Source organism: Paenibacillus hemerocallicola, assembly GCF_006265175.1.
GTDB classification, from domain to species: Bacteria; Bacillota; Bacilli; order Paenibacillales; family NBRC-103111; genus Paenibacillus_AB; species Paenibacillus_AB hemerocallicola.
Genome location: NZ_VDCQ01000071.1, coordinates 20,241 through 42,001 on the forward strand (window position 1 = coordinate 20,241; position 21,761 = coordinate 42,001).

Annotated in this window: 28 protein-coding genes and 1 tRNA gene; 15 read left to right on the forward strand and 14 right to left on the reverse strand. The window is 52.2% G+C overall.

What is annotated here, in order from left to right; translation table 11 throughout:
- Nucleotides 1-150: 150 nt before the first annotated feature.
- Nucleotides 151-891, forward strand: coding sequence for a cupin domain-containing protein (locus FE784_RS33710; RefSeq protein WP_139606650.1), 741 nt, complete (start codon nt 151-153; stop codon nt 889-891).
- A 190-nt stretch (nt 892-1,081) separates the two neighbouring features.
- Here the strand turns inward: FE784_RS33710 and FE784_RS33715 are convergent, their stop codons facing one another.
- The 5 genes from FE784_RS33715 to FE784_RS33735 form a co-directional block, all read right to left on the reverse strand.
- The gene (locus FE784_RS33715; RefSeq protein WP_139606676.1) at nt 1,082-1,486 is read right to left on the reverse strand and encodes a DoxX family protein; all 405 of its coding nucleotides are present in this window, start codon (nt 1,484-1,486) and stop codon (nt 1,082-1,084) included.
- A 126-nt stretch (nt 1,487-1,612) separates the two neighbouring features.
- The gene (locus FE784_RS33720; protein ID WP_139606651.1) at nt 1,613-1,999 is read right to left on the reverse strand and encodes an iron chaperone; all 387 of its coding nucleotides are present in this window, start codon (nt 1,997-1,999) and stop codon (nt 1,613-1,615) included.
- Nucleotides 2,000-2,092: 93 nt separating this feature from the next.
- Nucleotides 2,093-2,917, reverse strand: coding sequence for a 23S ribosomal RNA methyltransferase Erm (gene erm / locus FE784_RS33725; protein WP_281287196.1), 825 nt, complete (start codon nt 2,915-2,917; stop codon nt 2,093-2,095).
- A gap of 303 nt (nt 2,918-3,220) precedes the next feature.
- Nucleotides 3,221-4,036, reverse strand: coding sequence for an ABC transporter permease (locus FE784_RS33730; RefSeq protein WP_139606653.1), 816 nt, complete (start codon nt 4,034-4,036; stop codon nt 3,221-3,223).
- Complete coding sequence (locus FE784_RS33735) at nt 4,033-4,992, reverse strand: ATP-binding cassette domain-containing protein (protein ID WP_139606654.1); 960 nt, start codon at nt 4,990-4,992, stop codon at nt 4,033-4,035. The genes FE784_RS33730 and FE784_RS33735 overlap by 4 nt, the downstream gene beginning before the upstream one ends.
- 28 nt (nt 4,993-5,020) lie before the next feature.
- On the opposite strand from FE784_RS33735, the gene FE784_RS33740 reads away from it, so the two are divergent.
- Together FE784_RS33740 and FE784_RS33745 are read left to right on the forward strand one after the other, a co-directional pair.
- Entirely contained in the window at nt 5,021-5,824 is an 804-nt protein-coding gene (locus FE784_RS33740) for an AraC family transcriptional regulator (RefSeq protein ID WP_176706699.1), read from the forward strand.
- On the forward strand, nt 5,743-6,573 hold the full coding sequence (locus tag FE784_RS33745) for an ABC transporter substrate-binding protein (RefSeq protein WP_176706700.1): 831 nt from the start codon (nt 5,743-5,745) through the stop codon (nt 6,571-6,573). The genes FE784_RS33740 and FE784_RS33745 overlap by 82 nt, the downstream gene beginning before the upstream one ends.
- Nucleotides 6,574-6,691: 118 nt before the next feature.
- Here the strand turns inward: FE784_RS33745 and FE784_RS33750 are convergent, their stop codons facing one another.
- Nucleotides 6,692-7,294, reverse strand: a complete 603-nt coding sequence (locus FE784_RS33750; protein ID WP_139606657.1) for a CAP domain-containing protein — start codon at nt 7,292-7,294, stop codon at nt 6,692-6,694.
- A gap of 187 nt (nt 7,295-7,481) precedes the next feature.
- On the reverse strand, nt 7,482-8,015 hold the full coding sequence (locus FE784_RS33755) for a cupin domain-containing protein (RefSeq protein ID WP_139606658.1): 534 nt from the start codon (nt 8,013-8,015) through the stop codon (nt 7,482-7,484).
- A 158-nt stretch (nt 8,016-8,173) separates the two neighbouring features.
- Here FE784_RS33755 and FE784_RS33760 point away from each other — a divergent pair, with 158 nt between their 5' ends.
- Nucleotides 8,174-9,058, forward strand: a complete 885-nt coding sequence (locus FE784_RS33760; RefSeq protein WP_139606659.1) for a sigma-70 family RNA polymerase sigma factor — start codon at nt 8,174-8,176, stop codon at nt 9,056-9,058.
- A 118-nt stretch (nt 9,059-9,176) separates the two neighbouring features.
- Here the strand turns inward: FE784_RS33760 and FE784_RS42220 are convergent, their stop codons facing one another.
- Entirely contained in the window at nt 9,177-9,431 is a 255-nt protein-coding gene (locus FE784_RS42220; protein WP_281287201.1) for a WCX domain-containing protein, read from the reverse strand.
- A gap of 278 nt (nt 9,432-9,709) precedes the next feature.
- Between FE784_RS42220 and FE784_RS33770 the strand changes: the two genes are divergently transcribed.
- Nucleotides 9,710-10,366 carry a transcriptional regulator gene (locus FE784_RS33770; protein ID WP_139606660.1) on the forward strand — a complete coding sequence of 219 codons (657 nt, stop codon included), beginning with the start codon at nt 9,710-9,712 and terminating at the stop codon, nt 10,364-10,366.
- Nucleotides 10,367-10,696: 330 nt separating this feature from the next.
- On the opposite strand, the gene FE784_RS33775 is transcribed toward FE784_RS33770, so the two are convergent.
- Nucleotides 10,697-10,769, reverse strand: a tRNA-Ala gene (locus tag FE784_RS33775).
- A gap of 170 nt (nt 10,770-10,939) precedes the next feature.
- Here FE784_RS33775 and FE784_RS33780 point away from each other — a divergent pair.
- Nucleotides 10,940-11,407 (forward strand): hypothetical protein, encoded by a 468-nt coding sequence (locus FE784_RS33780; RefSeq protein ID WP_139606661.1) that lies wholly within the window; start codon nt 10,940-10,942, stop codon nt 11,405-11,407.
- Between the two features lie 90 nt (nt 11,408-11,497).
- Here FE784_RS33780 and ilvD read toward each other — a convergent pair whose 3' ends face one another.
- Nucleotides 11,498-13,183 (reverse strand): dihydroxy-acid dehydratase, encoded by a 1,686-nt coding sequence (gene ilvD / locus FE784_RS33785; protein WP_246132307.1) that lies wholly within the window; start codon nt 13,181-13,183, stop codon nt 11,498-11,500.
- 153 nt (nt 13,184-13,336) lie between these two features.
- On the reverse strand, nt 13,337-14,059 hold the full coding sequence (locus FE784_RS33790; RefSeq protein ID WP_139606662.1) for a Crp/Fnr family transcriptional regulator: 723 nt from the start codon (nt 14,057-14,059) through the stop codon (nt 13,337-13,339).
- A 145-nt stretch (nt 14,060-14,204) separates the two neighbouring features.
- Here FE784_RS33790 and mobA point away from each other — a divergent pair, with 145 nt between their 5' ends.
- The 3 genes from mobA to FE784_RS41275 all read left to right on the forward strand — a co-directional run bounded on the left by mobA (nt 14,205) and on the right by FE784_RS41275 (nt 15,711).
- On the forward strand, nt 14,205-14,819 hold the full coding sequence (mobA, locus tag FE784_RS33795) for a molybdenum cofactor guanylyltransferase (protein ID WP_176706701.1): 615 nt from the start codon (nt 14,205-14,207) through the stop codon (nt 14,817-14,819).
- Nucleotides 14,820-14,978: 159 nt separating this feature from the next.
- On the forward strand, nt 14,979-15,380 hold the full coding sequence (locus FE784_RS33800) for a phage holin family protein (RefSeq protein WP_139606664.1): 402 nt from the start codon (nt 14,979-14,981) through the stop codon (nt 15,378-15,380).
- A 154-nt stretch (nt 15,381-15,534) separates the two neighbouring features.
- Nucleotides 15,535-15,711: a hypothetical protein gene (locus tag FE784_RS41275; protein ID WP_176706702.1), complete on the forward strand. Its 177-nt coding sequence runs from the start codon at nt 15,535-15,537 to the stop codon at nt 15,709-15,711.
- Between the two features lie 61 nt (nt 15,712-15,772).
- Here FE784_RS41275 and FE784_RS33805 read toward each other — a convergent pair whose 3' ends face one another.
- Nucleotides 15,773-16,207, reverse strand: a complete 435-nt coding sequence (locus FE784_RS33805) for a LytTR family transcriptional regulator DNA-binding domain-containing protein (protein WP_139606665.1) — start codon at nt 16,205-16,207, stop codon at nt 15,773-15,775.
- 483 nt (nt 16,208-16,690) lie between these two features.
- Here FE784_RS33805 and FE784_RS42515 point away from each other — a divergent pair, with 483 nt between their 5' ends.
- The 3 genes from FE784_RS42515 to FE784_RS33815 all read left to right on the forward strand — a co-directional run bounded on the left by FE784_RS42515 (nt 16,691) and on the right by FE784_RS33815 (nt 18,041).
- A complete protein-coding gene (locus tag FE784_RS42515; RefSeq protein WP_281287198.1) occupies nt 16,691-16,816 on the forward strand; it encodes a hypothetical protein in 126 nt (41 codons plus the stop codon).
- Between the two features lie 8 nt (nt 16,817-16,824).
- Nucleotides 16,825-17,256, forward strand: a complete 432-nt coding sequence (locus FE784_RS33810) for a DUF86 domain-containing protein (RefSeq protein WP_139606666.1) — start codon at nt 16,825-16,827, stop codon at nt 17,254-17,256.
- A gap of 161 nt (nt 17,257-17,417) precedes the next feature.
- The gene (locus tag FE784_RS33815) at nt 17,418-18,041 is read left to right on the forward strand and encodes a helix-turn-helix transcriptional regulator (RefSeq protein ID WP_246132308.1); all 624 of its coding nucleotides are present in this window, start codon (nt 17,418-17,420) and stop codon (nt 18,039-18,041) included.
- Nucleotides 18,042-18,111: 70 nt separating this feature from the next.
- Here FE784_RS33815 and FE784_RS33820 read toward each other — a convergent pair whose 3' ends face one another.
- Nucleotides 18,112-18,762: a bifunctional 4-hydroxy-2-oxoglutarate aldolase/2-dehydro-3-deoxy-phosphogluconate aldolase gene (locus FE784_RS33820; protein WP_139606667.1), complete on the reverse strand. Its 651-nt coding sequence runs from the start codon at nt 18,760-18,762 to the stop codon at nt 18,112-18,114.
- A gap of 213 nt (nt 18,763-18,975) precedes the next feature.
- Between FE784_RS33820 and FE784_RS33825 the strand changes: the two genes are divergently transcribed.
- Entirely contained in the window at nt 18,976-19,464 is a 489-nt protein-coding gene (locus FE784_RS33825) for a DUF948 domain-containing protein (protein WP_139606668.1), read from the forward strand.
- A complete protein-coding gene (locus tag FE784_RS33830; RefSeq protein WP_139606669.1) occupies nt 19,457-19,888 on the forward strand; it encodes a YtxH domain-containing protein in 432 nt (143 codons plus the stop codon). Before FE784_RS33825 ends, FE784_RS33830 begins: the two co-directional genes overlap by 8 nt.
- A 54-nt stretch (nt 19,889-19,942) precedes the next feature.
- Here the strand turns inward: FE784_RS33830 and FE784_RS33835 are convergent, their stop codons facing one another.
- Nucleotides 19,943-21,064, reverse strand: coding sequence for a phosphodiester glycosidase family protein (locus tag FE784_RS33835; RefSeq protein WP_139606670.1), 1,122 nt, complete (start codon nt 21,062-21,064; stop codon nt 19,943-19,945).
- 223 nt (nt 21,065-21,287) lie between these two features.
- Here FE784_RS33835 and FE784_RS33840 point away from each other — a divergent pair, with 223 nt between their 5' ends.
- On the forward strand, nt 21,288-21,722 hold the full coding sequence (locus tag FE784_RS33840) for a disulfide oxidoreductase (RefSeq protein WP_139606671.1): 435 nt from the start codon (nt 21,288-21,290) through the stop codon (nt 21,720-21,722).
- Nucleotides 21,723-21,761 lie beyond the last annotated feature (39 nt).

Sequence of the window (21,761 nt, forward strand, 5' to 3'; positions counted from 1 at the left end):
CGTCTCTCCTTGATCCTGGGTTGCTCTAAAGGAACCCTGTTAATTTGTTTGCGAATTGCGTAGAAAAGTAGGCGCACTTTCTTTCCGGTACACATAAGATACCCCATCAGGTCAAACGCCTATTACTTATCAAGAAGGGCAGGGAATGAAGTGTCGATATCTTATATGGATTATACTTCGCCGAATGTACAGTTTGCGTATGATGTGAACAACAGCCTGTTTTTCAAAAAGGACAGCCGGAATTTTATTAACGTTCTTTCCATCAACCAGTTGAACACATTGGGCAATGTATCTTTGCTGGACATTTATCTCAGCACGGGAAACGTAGTCGAGCCCCATATTCATCAGAACGCTTCCGAATTGGTATATTGCATTTCCGGCGCGGCTGTCGTTTCCTTGATCAACCCGTTTACGAAAGAGCTTCTGAACTTCCCGATCCAGCCGGGCCAAGTGGCCAACGTGCCTCAAGGATGGTGGCATTACGAAGTCGCCTCGGTCGACAACACGCATTTATTGGCCATTTTCGATGCGCCGATTCCGGAGTTTATAGGCGGCTCGGATCTGCTGAGACTGACGCCGGCAAGCGTGTTGGCCCACACGTACTGCCTGGATGAGGCGCAAGTGAAGGAAACGCTGGCACCTATTACAAAAACGGTGTTCATCGGACCGCCGAACGACTGCAAAACGGGCCAGGTTCAAGGCAAAGCCGCGGCCAATCCGATGGCCAGTCCCACGGTCCAACCCACAGCCTATCCCGCAGTCAATCCGTTGGCCAATCCGGCCTTCGCGAATCCGGGATATTACAACCAGCCCGAGTATGGGCATCAGCCTCGTCAAAACGTTTATTACCAGCAGCCCGTCATCGGTAACGGATGGTATTATAACAATTGATGAACGGTTTCATCGTAAGCGCGTCATCCGCGGACCGGATTTTACTGATTAGAGCTTGGGCTCGCCTATGGAGGAGGCGATTGCAATCGATAGAGGTTCAATCGCTGATGCCATGCTTCCCGTACCGGAGGGCCGGCTTGTCCGGTGGGGCACGGGAAGCAATTGCATTCTCTAAGGTTCGATGCTCCCCTTAACGATCCGTTTTTTTACGCAACGGGATGAGCTTGCGCACATATTCATCCCTCAACCAAAGTCCTCCCCAAGCGAATACGGCAAGGTAGACCGGGAACAGGATATGCGTAAAAAGCGGGGCATCCATCCGGACATGCGTAGCTATCACTCCGCCATAATATCCGGTCAGCAGCAACGCGCCCAAGACGGATGTACGAGGAAAGGCGTAAAGAACTATAGATAGAAGTCCGAGAATCCCGATGAGGACCACGTGATGCTCCGAAAATCCGAGCGATACCGTTCCTTCTACGGCAGGGGCCGGCTTAAACAATTTGAATATGCTGTCGAACAGCATAAATAAAATGACAAGCCCGCTCATAAACCATGCCGTCCACAGCCGGCCTTTTGAAATAGTGTTGCCCATGTTCATCCACCTTTTCTCCAATGATTGATAAGGTTATCGTAACATAATCCATGGACCGGGATTTCTTACGGATTGCTTTGTTTGGAGAAAAGGCGGACTTGCTTTCCTAGGCGACACGATCATCGGCTATTTTTTCTTCTTCTTTCCTTTTTCCAAATTTTCCGTTGCCCTAAACTTCACGATATCCCTTAACAATTCGAACGGAAAAGGATCCTTCATAGGAAATTTAATCGCCGTTTTGGATACCTCGTAAGGAGATAATTGTTCTTTGAACACCTCAAATATTGTAAAAGGCGGGGGAAATGACAGCGAGTAATGGTCTTTGTAAGCGGAGAAATAAATCAACATGCCATAATATTTGAATGCCGGGAGCTGATAACTGATCGCTTCCTCCGCTTCCGGTACGGTCTCTTTGATGGTTTGTCTAATGTTTTCCAACGTTGCTTGTACATCGTCCGGAAAAGTAACGATATACTCTTCTACGGTTTGAAAGCTGCTTTTTGTGGATGACATGGCTGCCTCCTCGATTTATATTGGGATTATATTCCTGTCCTATTATACACTTTCTCAACAACCTGAAGCACCCCGAAGGGTGCTCTTTGCTAGTTAGAATCGTCCGTTTTTCGGCTGTTTACGCATCGATCGTCTGGGCCAACGGTGCGGTTGAACGTGCTGAAGCATCGCAAGAAACAATTCGCCCCACTGTCGTTCATTCAAGAGGCATACCGATTGTTGCCGATCTATTTTCAACGTTTTCGCCAGGCGCGCCAGCTGCGGAGGCGTAAAGACCCCGGCCATAGACTCGTCAAACGGCAGCCTCGGATCGCGGAGTCCATAGGCGGCCATAGCGAAAAAACGTTCGTGGTGGTGTGGCGGGACCGCCGGCTGAATCTTTCGGCTGACGGTTACTACGGCCGAGTCCACGCGAGGCGGCGGCGAGAAGTGGTTCGGAGATACCGTCCGCACAAGCCGGATATCGTACCACATTCTCCAGCCCAAAATGCGCGGATCGGTAACCGGAGCGGCCGTGAACCGTTTGGCGGCGCCTTTTTCTATGAGAAGCACGGCCCGCTGCAGCATGACGGCCGCAGGCCGGCCTAAAAGCTTTGCGAATATCGGGGTCGTGATGGAGTAAGGAATATTGGCGACTACGCAAAACGGATCTTTCGGAAGCTGCAATTGCAAAAAATCGATTTGTTTTAATCGAATATTGGTTTGATCCTTCAGCTTGTTTGTCAGCTTTCGCACATATTCGGGATCATTCTCGACGGCCAGCACGTTTGCCGCTTTCGCCGCCAGCGGGAGGGTGATAGCACCGGTCCCCGCACCAATGTCCAGAACGGTATCGCGCGGAGTAATCTTCGCCAGGTCGATCATTTGTTCGACGAGACGTTTATGAATCAGCAAATGCTGCGCAGAAAAATTGGACACAAAAAACACCCCATTCATTCGTATTGGTGAATGAAAAAGGCACAGGACAAATAAACCTAATCCTTTTACTTCAAAAAATAAAAGGAAGGGCATACCTGATCTGTACCTTGCATTACCAAATGCGAATAAATGCGATGCAAAACACGGGCCAAAGCCTCCTTGAATCGGATAAAGGACATGCAGTCCCCATAGCCGATTATATCAGCCGCCGCAAACCCGGGAGTACCCCCAAGCTTTATTAAAACCATATTTTCCTCAAAAAAAACGCCCTGTCCCTTGAAATAAGGGAAAGGGCGAGCCGCGCTAAGTCCGTCGCATATAGGCACGCACTGTAATGGGTGCAAAGATGGCAACAATGACGGCGGCGCCAATGAGGGAGATAACGAGATCCCAACCGATGGTTCCGGAGTCGGCAAGATCCCGGACGGCCGTGACGAGGTGCGAGATCGGATTGATGTTAACAAACCACTGAAGCCAGCCGGGCATGGTCTTGACCGGTACGAAGGCGTTGGAAAGAAACGTGAGCGGAAACAGCACAATCATCGATATCCCCTGCACGCTAGAGGCCGTACGGGCAATTACGCCGAAGAAGGCGAAGATCCAGCTGATAGCCCAAGAGCAGAAAATGACAAGAACCGCGGCGACAGCGACATGATCAAGGCCTCCGTCAGGCCGATAGCCCATAATATATCCCATAGTAAAGGTGAGCACAGTAGCGATGGTATATCGGACGGTGTCAGCCAGCAGAGCTCCGGCCAACGGTGCGATTCGCGCGATAGGCAGTGACTTGAAGCGGTCAAACACGCCTTTATCCATATCCTCGCGCAGTTGGACGCCGGTAACGATCGAAGTCGTGATCACCGACTGGACGAGGATGCCGGGAATGATGACGGGCAAATAGCTCTGTACGTCGCCAGAGATGGCTCCTCCAAAAATATAGGTAAACATCAGGGTGAAGATGATGGGCTGGAGCGTAACGTCGAACAATTGCTCGGGTGTGCGCCGTATCTTCAACAGACCCCGATAAGCCATTGTCAACGAGTTTCGCACCGACTGGCCGAAGCTCGTATAGTTTTTCAGCCGGAGCTCGGCAACCGGCTTAATGGAAGTGGTTCTCATACTCTTGCCTCCTCCGCTTCGTTCGATTCATTGGACGCTAATGACGCGTTCTCCTTCACGCCATGGCCTGTGATGGATAGAAATACTTCGTCAAGGGTAGGTTTCTGCACACTCATCTCGGCCAAGTGAATCCCGGCCGCGCGGAGGGCGATAAGCAGATCGGTAACCCGGTCCGCGTTCGCCATCGGTGCGGTAATCTTTCCGGCTTCAGATGATACATTAGACTGGACCTTGAGCACCTGTTCTATGATTTGTCGGGCGTTCTCGATGTCCTGCGGATGTTGGACTCTCAATTGCAGCGACGAGGTACCGACTGACGCTTTCAGCTCATCCACGGTCCCCTCGGCGACGACGCGGCCACGGTCGATAACGGCGATTCGGTCGGCAAGCTGATCCGCTTCATCGAGATATTGCGTTGTCAGCAGTACCGTTGATCCCGTCTTGACCAAACGGCGGATCGTATCCCACATCTGTGCGCGCGTGCGCGGGTCCAGTCCGGTAGTCGGTTCGTCCAGGAAGATGAGCGGCGGCTGTGCAATGAGGCTCGCCGCCAAATCCAGCCGGCGACGCATGCCGCCGGAGAAATTTTTCAACGGACGCTTCGCAGCCTCCGTCAAACCAAATTCCTCGAGCAGCTCCTCCGCTTTTTGCCGCGCCTCTGCACGCCCCAGCCCGAGCAGTCTGGAGAAGATGATCAGGTTCTCGGTAGCGCTTAGCGACTCATCGACCGAGGCGTATTGGCCGGTCACTCCGATCAATTGACGGACAATTTGCGACTCCTTCACCACATCGTATCCGAAGATTCGAGCCGAGCCCGCATCCGGTCGAAGCAAGGTCGCCAGCATGCTGATTGTGGTGGTCTTGCCTGCCCCATTCGGACCCAGTACGCCGTAAATCGTACCGGCGCGTACGTTCAAATTTACGCCGTCCACCGCACGATTGCTGCCACGCAAGATGGACCGGTTATGGCAGCAAGAGAAAGGTTTGGAGCATCTGCAGGTGAAATCGCTGTTTTATGGATTTGTGCATGAGCTTTTGAGACAGCTGTCGGCGAGCGGATCGGCGGGAAGCAGTCCGGATCTGGTGACGCAGGCGATGCGGTATATCCATGAGCATTATGAGCAAGCGATTGCGATGGAGGACTTGGCGCAATTGCTGGATTGCAGCGTCAGTTACATGTCCAGAGTATTCAAGGCGCAGGTCGGGACGAGCCCGAATGACTATTTGATCCAGGTGCGCATTGGGCATGCGAGGAAACGGCTGGCCTCGTCGGAGTGGAGCCTGCAGAAAATCGCTCTTTCCGTAGGGTACTCGGATGTGTATTACTTCAGCCGACTGTTTAAGAAGCAAACCGGTCTCTCCCCCGTACAGTACCGAAAAAGGGTGGCAAAAGAACGAGAGGTTCAGCATAATCCATTTGCGAGTTCACCATCGTCCATTGCTCCTGAAGACCTCTTCCCCTATAGTGGTACTGATAATGAAAATCATTATTACGAAAAGGGAGAGATAGAAGCAGCTATGTATCGAACTAGGAAACCATCGATGGCCGCAGTCATGTTGTTATGCTTGACCTTGTTCCTCAGTGCATGTCAGCGGGAGGGAACCCGGCGAGCAATGCCAATGAGAGATCGTCGCAGGGAGCTCCGTCTGCGGCACAAAATGAAACGGCCCCTGGGGACTACGGCAACAAGACAGCAGCGACGAGAGTGTTCAAACATCTGCATGGAGAGACGGTTATTCCGAAACAGCCCAAGCGGATTGTTACGGCTTTTCATTTGGGACAGCTGATGGCGCTTGGTGTAAAGCCGCTAGGTTCATCCACCTACATTTTGCAAAATCCGGTGCTGGATACAAAGGGTATGGAGGATTTGGGCGTGCCGCTTAATCTGGAGAAAATTACGAAGCTTGATCCGGATTTGATTATTTTGGTCGATGCATACGTAGAAATGAGCGGAGGTTATGAAGTTTTTTCCAAAATTGCGCCTACGATCGTCATTGAGCCTTACTATGACCCGGTAAAGGATATTGCACTGATGGGCGACATTCTGGGGAAACAAGAAGAGGCGGAGCGCTGGATCAAGGATTTCGAGAAAAAGGTTGCCACTGCCAAGCAGCAGGTGAATGAAACGATTGCTTCGAACGAAACATTTACCATTGTAAGTTTCTTTGAAAAATCGCCCAGAGTGTATAGGGATCAGAACATGGGCGGCAATGTTCTGTACAAGTACTTGGGGCTGAAGCCTCAGCAGAAAGTGTTGAGCGATTTAATCAATAGTCAGCAGAAGCCGCCTTACACGGAGGTTTCGGCGGAAGTCATTCCCGATTTCGCAGGCGACCACCTTGTCGTGGCTGTGAATGAGGGCAACAAAGCAGCCTTCGAAAGCTTCAAAAAAACAGGAATATGGAGTAATCTGGGAGCGGTCAAAAACAATAAGGTGTATACGATCGATTACGATTTGTTTTTGCAGAGTGATCCGATTGCCGTAACGAAGCAGGTTGAACTGCTGACGAAAATGATCATCGATAAAAAAAAGTGAAGCAAAGCTGAATAATCGTCCCTGCCCTTGTGAACAAGGCAGGGCGATTATCATAAAAAAAGCCGCCAAACACCCGGAAACCCTTGTGTTAGCGGCTTTTCTTTGTATGGAGATGACCCTAGCCAATAAATTCTTGAACCCACTCGCTGTTGTAATAGGCTATTCCAATTTGGGTGAAGCTGCTATTCAGGATATTGGCGCGATGCCCGGGGCTGTTCATCCACTGGTTCATCACTTCCATCGGGCTCGTCTGGCCTTTGGCGATGTTTTCTCCTGCCGTGTTATAGGTGATCCCGAATGCTGACATCATATCGAACGGGGAACCATAAGTCGGCGACTGATGATCGAAATAATTGTTGTTGTACATATCCTGCGCTTTGGTCATGGCCATGTTTGAGAGACTGTCGTTCATGCTTAAGGATTGCAAGCCCGCCTTCGTTCTCTCTTGATTCACCAGCTGCAATACTTGTTGGGCGAATTGAGACGAATCGGCGGGGCTTTGCGGATTTCCCGCCTGATTCGGAGCGTTATTCGCCGGTGCGCCATTGAACCAATCCATCCAATTCGTTCCGCCTTGGGGTGCTTGTTGCATTGCGATCGAAGAATTGTCCGCACCCGGCGTAGAGGTGGACGACGCTTGTCTTAAGGTTGACGTTGGAGCCGCATTGCCGGCATGGGTCTCGACCTTGGTTTGATTGGGAGTCTGCTGCATTTTTGTCATGTTGTTGCTCGAACAACCTGCAATGAGTAATAACGCCGCTAATGCGATATACGGTTTGATAATAAAACCCTCCTTTAATCGTTGTATCGAATAAAGGGTTTGTAAATGGCATTCGATTTATTCAGACCCCCTTCAAGTTCCAAAGGGGTCTATCCGGGTTCCTTATCGGGATTGCTCACAGGCGACGTCAAATCTTATACCCGAGAGCCTTCGCCAATCGAGCCAAGCTCCCGAATACGATTTTTTGAACCGGGATCGGGGGGCCGGCCATGTAGCCGTCCATCGCTTCCCAGGCCAATCCGATCCATAGCGGATTTCGGGGAATCCCTTTCCGGCTCAACTTTCCTTCGCTTTCCAGCTTATGCATTAGGCTAAACATGTGCCAATGGAGGCCCGGGGGACGAATTTCATGAATCATAATGAGCGGGTCGGCGCTCTCATTCCAAAACTGATGCACTTGGCCGGGAAATATCGTCACTTTCCCTCCCGGTCCGAGAACGGTTTCTTTCCCGTCTACTTTAAACCGGATTCTTCCTTGCTCGATGCTGAAAGTTTCCGACAAAATCGGATGCCAATGCGGTCCGTTGACGGCCCCTGACCGGGTCAAGATGTGCTCGACGATCAAAAATTCGCCGTTGGCGTCAGCGCCTTGTTCCAACCAAGTGACCGTTTGACCGCCGGGGTATTGGAGGATGGTGTTTTTCGGTTTGAAAAGATTCATGGCAAGCACCTCATTTTCTGGTCTTGCCATAAAGTCTCGATTTGGCCTGGAAATGTGACAAACGCCTTGCGAAAACATGCTTTTTCTTTTCCGAGCGTGCCGTTTTAAGCTATGATGATACTATATCGGCGAACCGGCGTTCGGGAGAGGCAGGCTACATGATGAACGAGGCGGAATATTTTCAAACCTATAAGCAGCTGTTGTTCGCTATCGCCTATCGGACGCTCGGCAGCGCGACCGACGCGGAGGATATCGTGCAGGAAACGTTCGCCGACTTGCTTCAAGCGCGCCCGCAAGCGGACAAGATGAAGGCGTATTTATGCAAGATCGTATATAACAAATGCAAGGACCGTATACGGGCGGCGGCCAAGGAACGATTAGCCTACGTCGGCCCCTGGCTGCCGGAGCCGCTTTTGACCGATCCCTCCGAGCAATATTTGCACCGGGAATCGCTGGCTATGGCGTATTTGCTGCTGCTGCAGCAGCTTTCGGAAACGGAAAGAACCGTATTCATACTCCGCGAGGCAGGGGAATTCAGCTATAGCGACATTGCGTATGTTGTTGAAAAAAACGAAGCCAACTGCAGGCAAATTTATCGTCGGGCAAAAAAAGCGCTGGAGAATCACGAGCTCCGCCCGGAAGCGGAGGCGGCCCGCGCGAAACCCTTGATCGAGTCGTTTGTTCACGCTCTGCAAAACGGGGACTTGGAGAAGCTGCTGGGGCTACTCTCCGACGATGTTTTATTTGCCGCAGACAGCGGCGGACAGCAACAAGGATCGCTTGTGCCGGTTCGAACTTCCGAACGTGTCGCTTCATTCCTGATGAAGACTTCTAGCCTGATCCCGCCAGAAATGAGAACCGAGTTCAAACGGGTAAACGGCGGCTGGGGACTGGTTCTCTCGACGGGATCGGGTATTTTATACGTGTTTTCCTTCCAGCTCCGGACAAACCGGATTCAAAGGATTTACGTGACGGCGAATCCGGATAAATTGACTTTTATCGGCCGTCAGATTTCCCTTGAAATCGATTCTGCAATGCCATGAGTATTGCGCTCGATGTGATGGTGCAGAAACTTATGCAATTCATAAACGTTACGTCCCGAGGGGATGAGGTAGAACCATACCTCCTTTTTATCGTCCGGGAGAAATTCGGACCGCACGGTTAACTATCAGAATGATGCCGGACAAGTTCTTGGGATAATGTATAAATGCGGTCGACTATTTCACGCGGCTCAATGACTTTGGCCGCAGTACCTAATTGGAGAAAATAGTTGGATATAAATTCGACTTCGCTCTTATCGATCACAGTGTCAATGTATGCATGATCTTCATAACACATCACCCTTTCAGGCTCTAACCAGGGCTGACTGCGGCATTGTCTCAGTCCTTCCCTTGTCAACCTGACGTATAAATGGATCGGAGTTAGATTAGGTCGTTATCCACGAACAGTCTTGACTCTTTTGGGGGCGTTAGCATGGAGGCAATTATTCTAGGAACTAATGATTCCAATAAATAAAACCAAGATGACCTGACCTAGAAAGATATTGCTATTTCTAAACACTTGAAATATATTATAAATAAAATTCAGCAACGGCGTGAAGCACATGCCGCTTTGATGATAAGGAAAGTTGCACGCGACTCCTTATCATCAAAGCGGCATTTTTCATCATCTGGACATAAAAGGCGGGGTTCTTAATGGCTGGTTTTGAAGCGAAGTTGTATAAATGGCTTTCCGAACAAATTGCTTCAGAGAGAAATCCGAGAAGACGCGAATTACTTCAGAAGGAAATTGGCCATGGTACGAAGGAGTTTTTGAGGGCAATATGGTATCCTGCTGTGGGCAATTTTAATCATTTGTATGCGGAATGGGAAGTGCGGGATTACGGCAACCGATGTCGTTATCTAGATCTTGCTTATATGCTTGGCGGTGCAAAAGGCTGCATCGAAATCCACGGCTACAGGTCACATGCCAGAGATATTGAAGCTTGGCGATTCAGGGATTTGTGCAAAAAACAAGCATACCTTGTATTGGATGACTGGCTATTTCTACCCGTTGCGTATTTGTCGATCAACGAAGAACCAGAGGTCCTCAAACAGCTAGTGCTCTCTTTTATCGGCAAGTTTGTATCCATGTCGGAGAATCATTCGCTTAGTTGGGTTGAAACAGAAGCTCTGCGGTATGCGCGTGGTATCATTCGCTCGTTTCGTTCTGATGAGTTGGCTTTGCACTTGAAGCGATCAGACAGACAAACGAGGCGTATATTGGACAAGCTCGTGGATATGAATCTATTGATTGTACACAATGGACAACAGCGGTATCGCACCTTTCAGACGGTCGCCAATGACTGTTAAAGCTCTACAGTACGAAGTTTCACAGTGGTTACGGACATTAATGACCGTCAGACTCGAAAATCATAGGTTTTTTTCTGTTTTTCCTTCCCAATGGTCATCAATAACCGTTGGGGAACCGAAATCGGGGTAAATTAACTCTATCGGTCATTTGTGTCCGCTAATTACATGTTTTTAGAACAAAATAACCCCATCCTACCTTTAGTTTTAGATTCAGACGCCGTGCTCGCTGCGCTCCGTCCGTGCGGCCTGAACCCCTTGCAGGGGTTCACTCCCCAACAAACTCCTAGAAACGAAAACCGCGATCCCGAAGGACCGCGGTTTTTCATTCTATGGAGCCTAGGGGGATCGAACCCCTGACCTCATCGCTGCCAGCGATGCGCTCTCCCAGCTGAGCTAAGGCCCCGAGCGACTTTTTTAGTATACAACAGATGTCCGGGCATTTGCAACTGCGCGCAAAAAGTAATGCAAATACAAAAATTCAGAAAAGTCTGGGTTTACACAAGCTTAACAGCAAGCGGGAGTATGGTGTAGTACAATAGTAACAAAAATGGGACTTTATGCGGAGTTGGGCGAGTGAACATTTTCGATTTGTTGAGGCAGTGGAAGGACTCGCAGACGATCATCGGATTGCACTACATTCATGCGGGGGCCAAAAAAATAGTGCATGGCCGGATTTATTCGTTCGATCCGGATCAGCAGCAACTTTTATTTTACGACGAGGACCGGAAGAGCGTGGAGAACATCTCCCTCTCCCAAATCGAGGACGCCATCGCGGCAACAGCATCGCCCAAGGAAACGGCGAGAGCTGCTCCGGAAAGACGCTCGGAGGAAGAAAAAGCTTTGACCGGCAACGGAAATGGACCGTCCTCCGAAGTCGATGCGACTATGCCGCCGGCCAAGCCTGACAAAAAAAACCTCGATTTGAAAGAGGAAATCGTATTTCTGATCTCGGAGCTCGGTGCTCCCGACTTGTATGCGCTGTACCCGATGATCAAACATTTGGCCAAGCTGCAGGAGAAAAGAACGGTAATGACCAAATAAAGAAAGGGGAGGGAGGGGCGGAGTGGCTAACCCTCCCCTGATGGATGGCAAAACAAAAACCCGGCGAAAGCCGGGTTTTGTATTGCCAACTTACATTTTCATGACGCCGCCCTTGCTGGCGTTCGTTACAAGCGCGGAATAACGGGCCAGGTAGCCGCGTTTGATTTTCGGTTCGAAGCCGGTCCAAACCGCGCGACGGCTCTCCAGCTCCTCGTCGCTTACTTCCAGCTTGATCGTCCGGTTGTTCATGTCAAGCTCGATGATATCTCCGTCGTGGACAAAGGCGATCGGTCCGCCTTCAGCCGCTTCCGGCGAGATGTGGCCGATGGCGATGCCGCGGGACGCACCGGAGAAACGGCCGTCGGTGATCAGGCCGACCTTCGTGCCGAGGCCCATGCCGACGATTTGCGACGTAGGGGCCAGCATTTCCGGCATGCCGGGTCCGCCCTTCGGTCCTTCGTAGCGGATGACGACAACGTGGCCTTCTTTTACTTTGCCTTCCGCGAGACCTTTCAGCACGTCATCCTGGGAATCGAAGCAAATGGCCGGACCGCGATGGTAGCCGCCGACCGACTTGTCTACGGCGCCGACCTTGATAATCGAGCCGCCCGGAGCCAAGTTGCCGAACAGGACGGACAGGCCCCCTTCCTTGCTGTGAGGGTCGTCTATCGGACGGATGACGCTATGGTCCGTAATTTCGCAGCCCGCCACGTTCTCGCGCAGCGTGTTGGCGGATACGGTCAGAACGTCGCCGTGCAGGGCGCCCTCCTTCTTGAACAGCTCGTTAATGATGGCGCTGACGCCGCCGGCGTTGTGCAGGTCCTCGATGTGATGATCGGATGCCGGAGCGAGCTTCGACAAATACGGAACGCGCTTCGCCACCTCGTTAATGCGCTCGATCGGGTATTCGATACCGGCTTCGTGCGCAAGAGCGAGCGTGTGCAGCACCGTGTTCGTGGAGCCGCCCATCGCCATATCGAGCGCGAAAGCATTATCGATCGATTCTTTCGTCACGATATCGCAAGGCTTGATATCTTTCTTGATCAGTTCCATCAGCTGCTTGGCGGATTTTTTCACGAATTCGCGGCGTTCCGGGGCGACGGCGAGAATCGTGCCGTTGCCGGGAAGCGCCAAGCCGAGCACCTCGGCCAAACAGTTCATCGAATTGGCGGTAAACATGCCGGAGCACGAGCCGCAAGTCGGACAGCCGTATTGTTCCAGCTCTTGCAAGCTTTGCTCGTCGATTTTGCCGGTCATGAAGGCGCCGACGCCCTCGAATACGGAGGTCAGCGAGATCGCGCGTCCGTCCTTCGTCCGCCCGGCTTTCATCGGTCCGCCGCTGACGAAAATGGTCGGGATATTGACCCGCAGGGCGGCCATCATCATCCCCGGCGTAATTTTGTCGCAGTTCGGAATACAAACCATACCGTCGAACCAGTGGGCGTTCACCATCGTTTCCACGGAGTCCGCGATAATTTCCCGGCTCGCCAGCGAGTAGCGCATGCCGATATGTCCCATGGCGATGCCGTCGTCTACGCCGATCGTGTTGAACTCGAACGGAACGCCGCCGGCTTCGCGAATCGCTTCTTTGACGATTTTGCCGAATTCTTGCAGGTGAACGTGACCGGGAACGATGTCGAGGTACGAATTGCACACCGCGATAAACGGCTTGTCGAAATCTTCTTCCTTGACGCCGGCAGCGCGCAGCAAGCTGCGGTGAGGCGCCCGGTCGAATCCTTTTTTGATCATGTCCGATCTCATTTTTGCCTTGGACATTGCAGTGTTCCTCCTTGAATAGAGCATAGAAGTAGTTCGGCACGAGTGCGTCGAAAAAACTAACTGACTTCTATTCTAGCAAAAAAACGAAAAATATGCTCTATTAGAAGTATACTTTATTGTTCCAGAAGCAAAATAACCGGACAGTATTCGTCACAGACGGCATATTTCCTTGGGACAAAGCTCGCAATGGCATATTTGCTGCAAATAGTTCAAATTCGTAATGAGCAGATAACCGTCTCTTTGATCGATCACGCCTTCGCGCTTCCATTCGCCGAGCATCCGGTTGACGCTTTCCCGCGCAGCGCCGATCGTATCGGCCAGATCGGTATGGGTCCATTTCTCCGTGATAAGGATTCCTTCCGCAGTCGCCTTTCCGAACGTATTGGCCAACCGGATGATGGTGGAGCATAACGCGCCGGGCTTGCCGTACAGCATCAGGTCGCGGAATTTCGTCTGAGTCATCCGATGCATGAGGCCCATCCACTTCATGAACTCGACAGCCAGATCGCCGTGCTGCCACAGGAGCATCTCCAGGTCCGACTTTTGAACGACGCCGATCGTGCACGGCTCCATCGCTCTCGCCGTAAAGCTTTGCCGGGAATCGGCGTACGGGTCGAGCTGTCCCATGAAATCGCCTTCGCGGAACAAGTACATGACGAATTCTTTGCCGTGCTCGTTCGTCTTCGTGCACTTGACTTTGCCGCATCCGATATAATAGAGTTTATCCGCCAAATCGCCTTCCCAATAAATGCCGGCGCCTGCTTCGACATGGATTTCATGCATAATGTCCTTCAGCTTATCCATGCTGTCCGGCGAGAAGCAGGAAGTATTCATGGCATTGTCTTCGCCGGCGTGAGGTTGGAATGATGTCATCGGCTCTTGCCTCCAATCAGCGATTATTCGGCCTTAGTATAGCCGAACGAGGAGCATACCGATGTGACGCATGTCACTGGGAGACGGTCAGTCGTTAAAATGGGTAAAAAGTACGATTCACGGTACCGGAAGGAGGAATGGGAACATGTTGAGGGGGGTCATACTGGCAGGCGGGGAAAACCGCCGGATGGGCGGCAAGCCCAAGGCGCTGCTTCCGATAGGCGGGGAAAAGCTGATCCAGCGGCAAATTCGGCTGCTGACCCCGATCTGCTCGGAAATCGTCGTCGTGACGAACGAGCCGGGGCTGTACGTGCCGGTCGTCGGCCGATCCGCCCGGATCATTACGGACCTCGATCCCGGCAAGGGGCCGCTGGGGGGAATGCACGCCGCGTTTTCTTTGGACGGCGATGCATATACCTGGGTCGTCGGGTGCGATATGCCGTTCCTATCATCCGCTGCGGCGGACCTTATGCTCGACAAAGCGGTGGACATGAAGCTCGACGCTGTCGTTCCCCGACTGGATAGCAGGCTTCATCCGCTGCATGCCGTATACCGTTCGACATGCGCGAAAGCGGTTGCCGAGCTGCTGGCGTCCGAAACGTACCGGGTTACCGAGCTGCTCGGGAAAATCCGTTGGGAGCCTATGCCGGAAGCCGAGTTTGCAAGCAAAGGGATCGATACGAGATTTGCAGTCAATACGAACACGCCCGAGGAATGGGCGGCAGCGCTCCGCATGGAAGACGGCGGAAACGTTTCCTGATCGCGATACTCGCCAAATGCTCATCCCATGTGCCGCCTCGTCCGTTGGACGGGGCTATTGGTTTGCGATACGGATCGACAATTTCCGCTGCGACTTGCGTCACCTCTCTATCAATTCGCGCATAACCTGATAGAAACGGGGAAAGGAGGACGCGACGCCATGCAGCAATTGGGCTTCAACACTTTATTCGGAATCGGAGGGGCGGTCTTAAACTACATGTTCGGTGGATGGAACGAATTGACGCAGCTGCTGTTTCTGCTCATTGCGCTGGATTATGTGACCGGGCTGGCCGCTTCGATCAAGATTGGGAAAGGGCTGAACAGCGAGAGGGGCTTCTGGGGGATATGGAGAAAAGGACTGATGGTGCTTATCGTCATGGTAGGCCACCGGTTCGATCTGCTTCTCGGAACGGAGATCTTCATGGTCGGCTTTACCTATTTCTACTTGGCGAACGAGCTCATTTCGATTACCGAAAATTGCGGCCGTCTCGGCTTGCCTTTGCCCGGAATCATACGCAAGCTGATCGAGGTGCTCAAGGATAAAGGGGACGGTCGAAAATAATTCGCTCGTTCCTGAGTCATTTTTCGACAATGTGTTTAAAAATAAATAATGACAATTTACCGGGGTACGGTAACATTTTTCAGATCGCTCACGTATAGAATATAAGGAGGTATTTTTGGGACTGCCAAACAAAGTCAAAAGGAGGCTTGTCAACATGCCTTATTACATAAGTTATAAAGGAAAGAAGCTGGGCTCGCCGCTCTCGAAGCACGAAGCGGAGGAAAAGCTGCTCGTCTTGAGCCGCTGCTTCCAGCAGCTGGAAATCGTAAAAGAAAACGCACAGTCGATCGCGCCCGCATTTGTCCGCGGTGCGCTGGCCGAGACAAAATAAAAGAACCTTTTCTTCGGAAAGGTTCTTTTTTCTATGGAAGCGTATTGGACCTTAAGAACGATTAATCTTCCGAAGTGCGGGGGAGAATGCGGAAGCTTTCCTTGGGCGGCTTGGCGGAATATTCCAAACTTGTGTTCGTGTTGTTGGCGATTGCGCGGGAGATCACGTTGTGGAACAGCTTTTGCTTAATAAAAGCTACGGTCGCGTACTTGCTGTCGCCCGTCGGATTTTCTTCGAAGTAAATTTTGCCCTGCTTGCCGTCGAGCTTCTTGATTTTGTGCAAATTGACGAGATTGGTCTTGTCCAGCAGATCGAAGCCGCTGTCGAAAAAATGATCGTACAGCTCGGATAGCGTCGATAGATGAAAATACTTTTCATCCAATGTATGGTAGACGATGTTGCGCTTCTCGATATTAATATACAGTACGTCTTCCAAATCTAGCATTACGAGCTCCGTTTCGTGCTCGTTTTTCGCTTTCAGGACGGGGATCATCATAGCTCTTTCCTCCGTTTAAAGTCTTTTACAGCTCTATTTTACAACAATTCCCAAGTTATGACAATACCTGTCCGGTCATGTCGGACAAATTATTCGTCCCATTTCTTGGAATAGCCTTTGTTTAAGGCGAAAATGAAAATCCCTACGATAACGACCGTCATGATGCCAAGCAAAACCCATATTCCGACCATCTAGCAAATCCTCTCCTTGCCGGTCCGTACTTCATAGTTTTTTAGTACTACTATACACGATATTTGTTAAAAAAGGTATATTTGCTATACAAAAGTAAGCTGATCTTGCGCGCGTATCGCCTTTTTTGTATGCCGCCCAAGCGATTTCCGCACGCGAAATGCGGTTTTTTGGCGTTTCTTGACGCTGGCAAACTCCGAGGCTAAACTGGATAAGACGAGACCGGACGCATTCGCATTTGAATGAGCGGTCGGCTCAATCGGTGGGATGGTGAGAAGGGTGATTTTTCGGCCGTTGGAAGCCAAATTGGAAATGGAAGATATCGGGCAAGCGATGTTCGTCGTCTTGATCGTGGCGCTCACTTTCGTCGTGACGATTGTTTGGGCCAAATGGAACAAGCGCAAGCGCGACAGAAAGTAGGGGAGCCGATGTATTATGTCAATCATGAGCAAATAGGCGAAAGGCTGGCGACCATTCCGGTCTTATCCGAGGCGGCCGGACGGCTAGTTGCGGAATGGCCGGAGAGCGGCCCCGATCTGCTGCTGGCCCTGGCCCAGGAACGGTTGCTGCATCTGGCGCTGGAATTGGTGACCGATGCGGGCAGCCTGCTGATCGACGGATTTCTGATGCGCGACGCGAGCAGCTATGAGGATATTGTGGAAATTCTCCGGACGGAAGGCGTATTTCCCGAGGAGCTGTTCGAGCCTCTGCTTGAGCTTGTACGGCTTCGCAAGCCGCTGGTGCAGGAATATGCCCGGCTGGAGCGGGACAGCCTGTATCCGCTGACGCGTCAATTGCCGGAGCTTCTGTCGGCATTCGGTCAATCGGTGCAACGGTTTATAGCCAAGGAGCTGGCGTAATTCGCCGGCGACGGCAGCGGCCCGGCAGCCCCGGTCCGCATTTGCCCTATTTAAGAAACAATGTTGTTTATTAATTTACTTATGTCCGAAAATACGATAAAATAGCGGTAGCGCGCGTCTCTACGACTGACGTGAATAGACACCGGGTGGTGCGATCCGATTTGAATATGGAACAAGAATCCTCCACAAGAAAAACGATCGTCAAGATGCTCAAGACGGGAGGGCCTCTCGGCGTGAGCGAAATGGCCAAACGGCTTGAGATTACCGAGATGGCCGTTAGACGCCACTTGAACACGCTTGAGCGGGACGGTTATATCGATTCTCATATAGTCCGGCAAAGCATGGGACGGCCGATGCACGTTTATCGGCTGACCGAAGCGGCGGAGGACTTGTTTCCCAAAAATTATCATACGCTGACGCTGGATTTGCTAGGCGAGCTGGGTGACGATCAGACGATCGGCAACCTGTTCGGCAAGCGCAAAGATAAGCTTCTCCAGAAGTATGAGCCGGGCATGGAAGGCAAGACGCTGGAAGAGCGCGTCGAGAAGCTCGCGGACATTCAGAACGCGAACGGGTATATGGTCGATTGGGAACGGACGGAAGAAGGCTTCGTCCTCCAAGAGTTCAATTGTCCGATCTCGCAGGTGGCCAACCAGTACAACGAAGCGTGCGAATGCGAGCAGCAATTGTTCGAGAAGCTGCTCGAAGCGAAGGTCGAACGTACGGAATGTTTGGCCAAAGGCGGCGGCAAGTGCGTGTACCATATCGGGGCGAATAAGGAATGAATGCAAAAACACCGGTACGTCCGGGCGTAAAGCCCAATGGACATGCCGGTGTTTTTCGATGTCGGACGCTTTACTCGGACTCGGAAAAAGGCTTCGTCTTGTCCGTAAGCTGCGAGGCGCGTTCGGTCACCCAAGCGAAGTTGCCCGCCTCGATTTCCTTCAAGTTGATCACGTAGCCGCCGATGCCGACGGCCTGACAGCCGCCGCGGATGAAATCGGCGATGTTTTCCGTGCTGACGCCGCCGACGGCGACCATAGGAATGTGCTTGAGCGGTCCTTGCAGCTCCTTGATGTAGCCGAGCCCGAGGCTTGCGCTGGGAAATACTTTCACCGCGGTTGCGCCGGCCTTCCAGGCCCGGACGATTTCCGTCGGAGTCATGGCTCCCGGGAAAATGGGAATTCCCGCATCGCGGCAGCGGCCGATCACTTCCTCATCGGTATTCGGAGTGACGATGAACGACGCGCCTGCGTCCATAGCGACCTGCAAATCGTCGGAATCGAGCACGGTTCCGGCTCCGATGTACAACCGGTCGCCGTACGAGCTCTGGAGCTTGCGGATCATATCCGGGGCGCCCGGCGTATTCAAGGTGATTTCCAGCACGGTGATGCCTCCGGCGAGCAGGGCGCCGGCCAAGCTGTCGATATCGGATTCGCGTACGCCGCGAAGAATGGCGATAATGCGGGTGCGGTTTATTTCGGCCAAGCCTTGTTCGCGTTCCATAATCGGGCTCCTTTGTACAAAATGGCGTTTAATGATACCATTATAGCTCGACGCCGGGCCGACGTCTAATCGGTCGGAATGACAGGCACAGTCAAGTTTTTTCAACTTTTTTCATTCCGGCTGTGTCAAATCCCCCCCGATGAACTTATAATATAACTAAGAACTGGGCATTCGTCTAGGAGTCGATTTGCTCCACAAGAGAGGTGAAGCGTTTTGATCATTGAAATTAGCGTAGCTTGCATCGCCGTAGCATTCATTGTACTAGTCGCCTTTCTCATCGCCACGCTGCAGTCCGCCAGAGCTTCTTTGAAGCAAGTGAGCGAGACGCTGGCCCATCTCGAGGTGAAGGTGGACGCGATCAGCCAGGAAACCGTAAAGCTGATGCATACGACGCAGAACATTGCCGATGACGTACAGGGCAAAATGAAGTCCGTGGATACGTTGTTTCATTCCATCGGGCAAGTAGGAGAATCCGTCCATCAAATTACGAGTTCCGTCAAACAGGTATCCGCTACCGTATCGGATTCCGTCCGGCGAGCCGGGGATAAAGCAAATCGGGAACGAAGCCGAAACCAGACGGCGGAATGGATGGAGCTTGCGTCTCTCGGCCTTCATTTGTGGCGCAAATGGCAATCCCGACGAAAACAGGGTAACGATTCACCACTCGACAAAACGAACGAAAGGGATGGGATCAATGTCTGAACATAACGGAAGAGACTTTTTGCTGGGAGCGATCGTGGGCGGCGTACTGGGGGCCGTAACGGCTCTATTGTTCGCCCCGAAGAGCGGCAAAGAGCTGAGGGCGGATATTTCCGAGCAGGCTCATCATATTAGCGAGAAAACCCAGGAGCTGGCCGGTACGGTCAGCACGAAGACGCAGGAGCTCGCCGGCACGGTTAGCGCCAAAACGCAAGAGCTGGCCGGTACGGTCAGCGCCAAAACGCAGGAGCTGGCGAAGCACGTATCAGAGCATACCGACGAATGGGTGCATAAGGCGAAGGAAGTCGTCGATACGGTTTCGGAGGAAGTAAAGGCATGGAAAGAATCGCGCAAGGAAGTGGCGGTATCCGACGAGGAAATGATGCCGGCCGACGCCGAAGTGTTGTCGAAACGCCAGCTGAGATAAACGATAGAAGAGGCCCCCATCGATTGGGAAGCCTCTTTTTTTGCAACTATGCGATTACCACTTGGAAGGATCGATTTTGCTGATGTCGAGCCCTTCCCAGATGTTGCGGATCGGCGCCGAATCCGGCTCGTCGAAGACGAGAAAGGCTGTCGGCAGGTAACGTTCGCCATGCGGGCTAGCCGGCTTGTTGATGATTTCGTTGTCGTGCACAAGAACGGTGGAGGACCCTCCGTCGAGGTTGGCGGCGATGACCGCGCCTTTCTCCAGCAAAATTTCCTGAATGTCGTACAGCGTGGCGCCGATGCTGTGGGGCTGGCGTCCGTCGATAATCGCGAACAGGATCGTACCGTCGGCCGTCTGCGCCATGCACGTGCGCGGCGCGATGCCCCAGCCGCTCGCCTGGTTCGGGATAAGCCCCTTGCCGTCGACGATAAACTTCGGCGTGAACGTGACCGCCTCCTGGACGCCCATGGCGAGCATTTGGTTCGGCGTATATTTGCCTGCGACCATCCGCCCGTCCTTGTCGATTCCCACGATCGAGGTGGAGGTGTTCATCGCTCCGTCGTTATAGAAAATTTTGCCTCCGGAGATGACGATGCCGGTAGGCTGGAAGCCGTTGCCCATCCATTCCGGATCGACGAAGCCTCCGGCATTGACGCCCGCGATCGCGCCGGTTCGCTTCACCATGCTGGAGACTTTCTCGCCCTTGCCGACTTTGGCGGGAACGGCCAGACGAATTTTTTTCGGGTCGCGGACGATGAGCAGGTGGCCTTTGAACTTGGCCCCCTCGATCGGCTCGATTTCGACGAGCTTCTTGTCGGGCTGCTTCGTCTCTGCCGGCGGCGTATATACGTTGACCGATATGGTGCTCTGCACTTCGGACATTTCCTCGAATTCCTTCATATACTTGGCGACTTGGCGGTTCAAGCCTTCCTGTCCGATCAAATATTTCGCCCAATGCCGATGCTGGGTCGTGATCAGCGTGTCGGCCATCATGTATCGCAATTCATTGCCCGACGCCGTCAGGAAAAACCATCCGCTGAATAATGCGGCGGACATCGTCAATAGTAATGTGAAATTGCGCAGCCATCTCAACACCCGTCTATTCTTTTTGCGTCGCCATGGACGGGTGGGCGGGGAAGCGGCGGCCTTTGGGGTGCGTAGTTTGGGATCCATCGAGGTTCCTTTCCGATAAATGTTGGAGATTCTATACAATTGACGTATGAGAAGGGAAAAAGTTTCACTTTGCCCTCCGGTATGACATGGAAAACGAGTCCGATCGCGGGCCGGCCAACCGTTTGCGAGGAACGGGTTCTTTCCAAGAGGAGCGTCGATCCACTATAATGATAAGGAAGCTTGCCGCCCTATATCGATTATGCAAAGGAGCAATCCGGGAACAATGCGAAAATTCATGGCCGAGAACGGCCTCCATCTCTCATGGGCGATCGCGCTCGTCGCCATGCTCGGCAGCCTCTATTTTTCCGAAATCAAAGGGTTTTTGCCGTGCAAGCTGTGCTGGTATCAGCGCATTCTGATGTATCCCCAGGTGTTCTTACTGGGCATAGCATCGGTTCGCAAGCAGACGTCGATCTACCTGTACGTGCTGCCGATGACGCTGCTGGGCGCCTGCATCTCGATCTACCATTACCTGATGGAAAAAACGGATCTGTTCCCATCGAACTCGTTCTCGTGCGGCATCGTGCCGTGCGACCTGGAATATATCAACTGGTTCGGTTTCGTGACGATTCCTTTCCTGGCTTTGACGGCGTTCATCCTCATCTCCGCGATTCATCTCGTCTTGTGGCGGATCGATAAATCGGAACAAGGAAAATGATTCCGATTGTCGAATAATAAGGAATGCGAGGAGGGATTG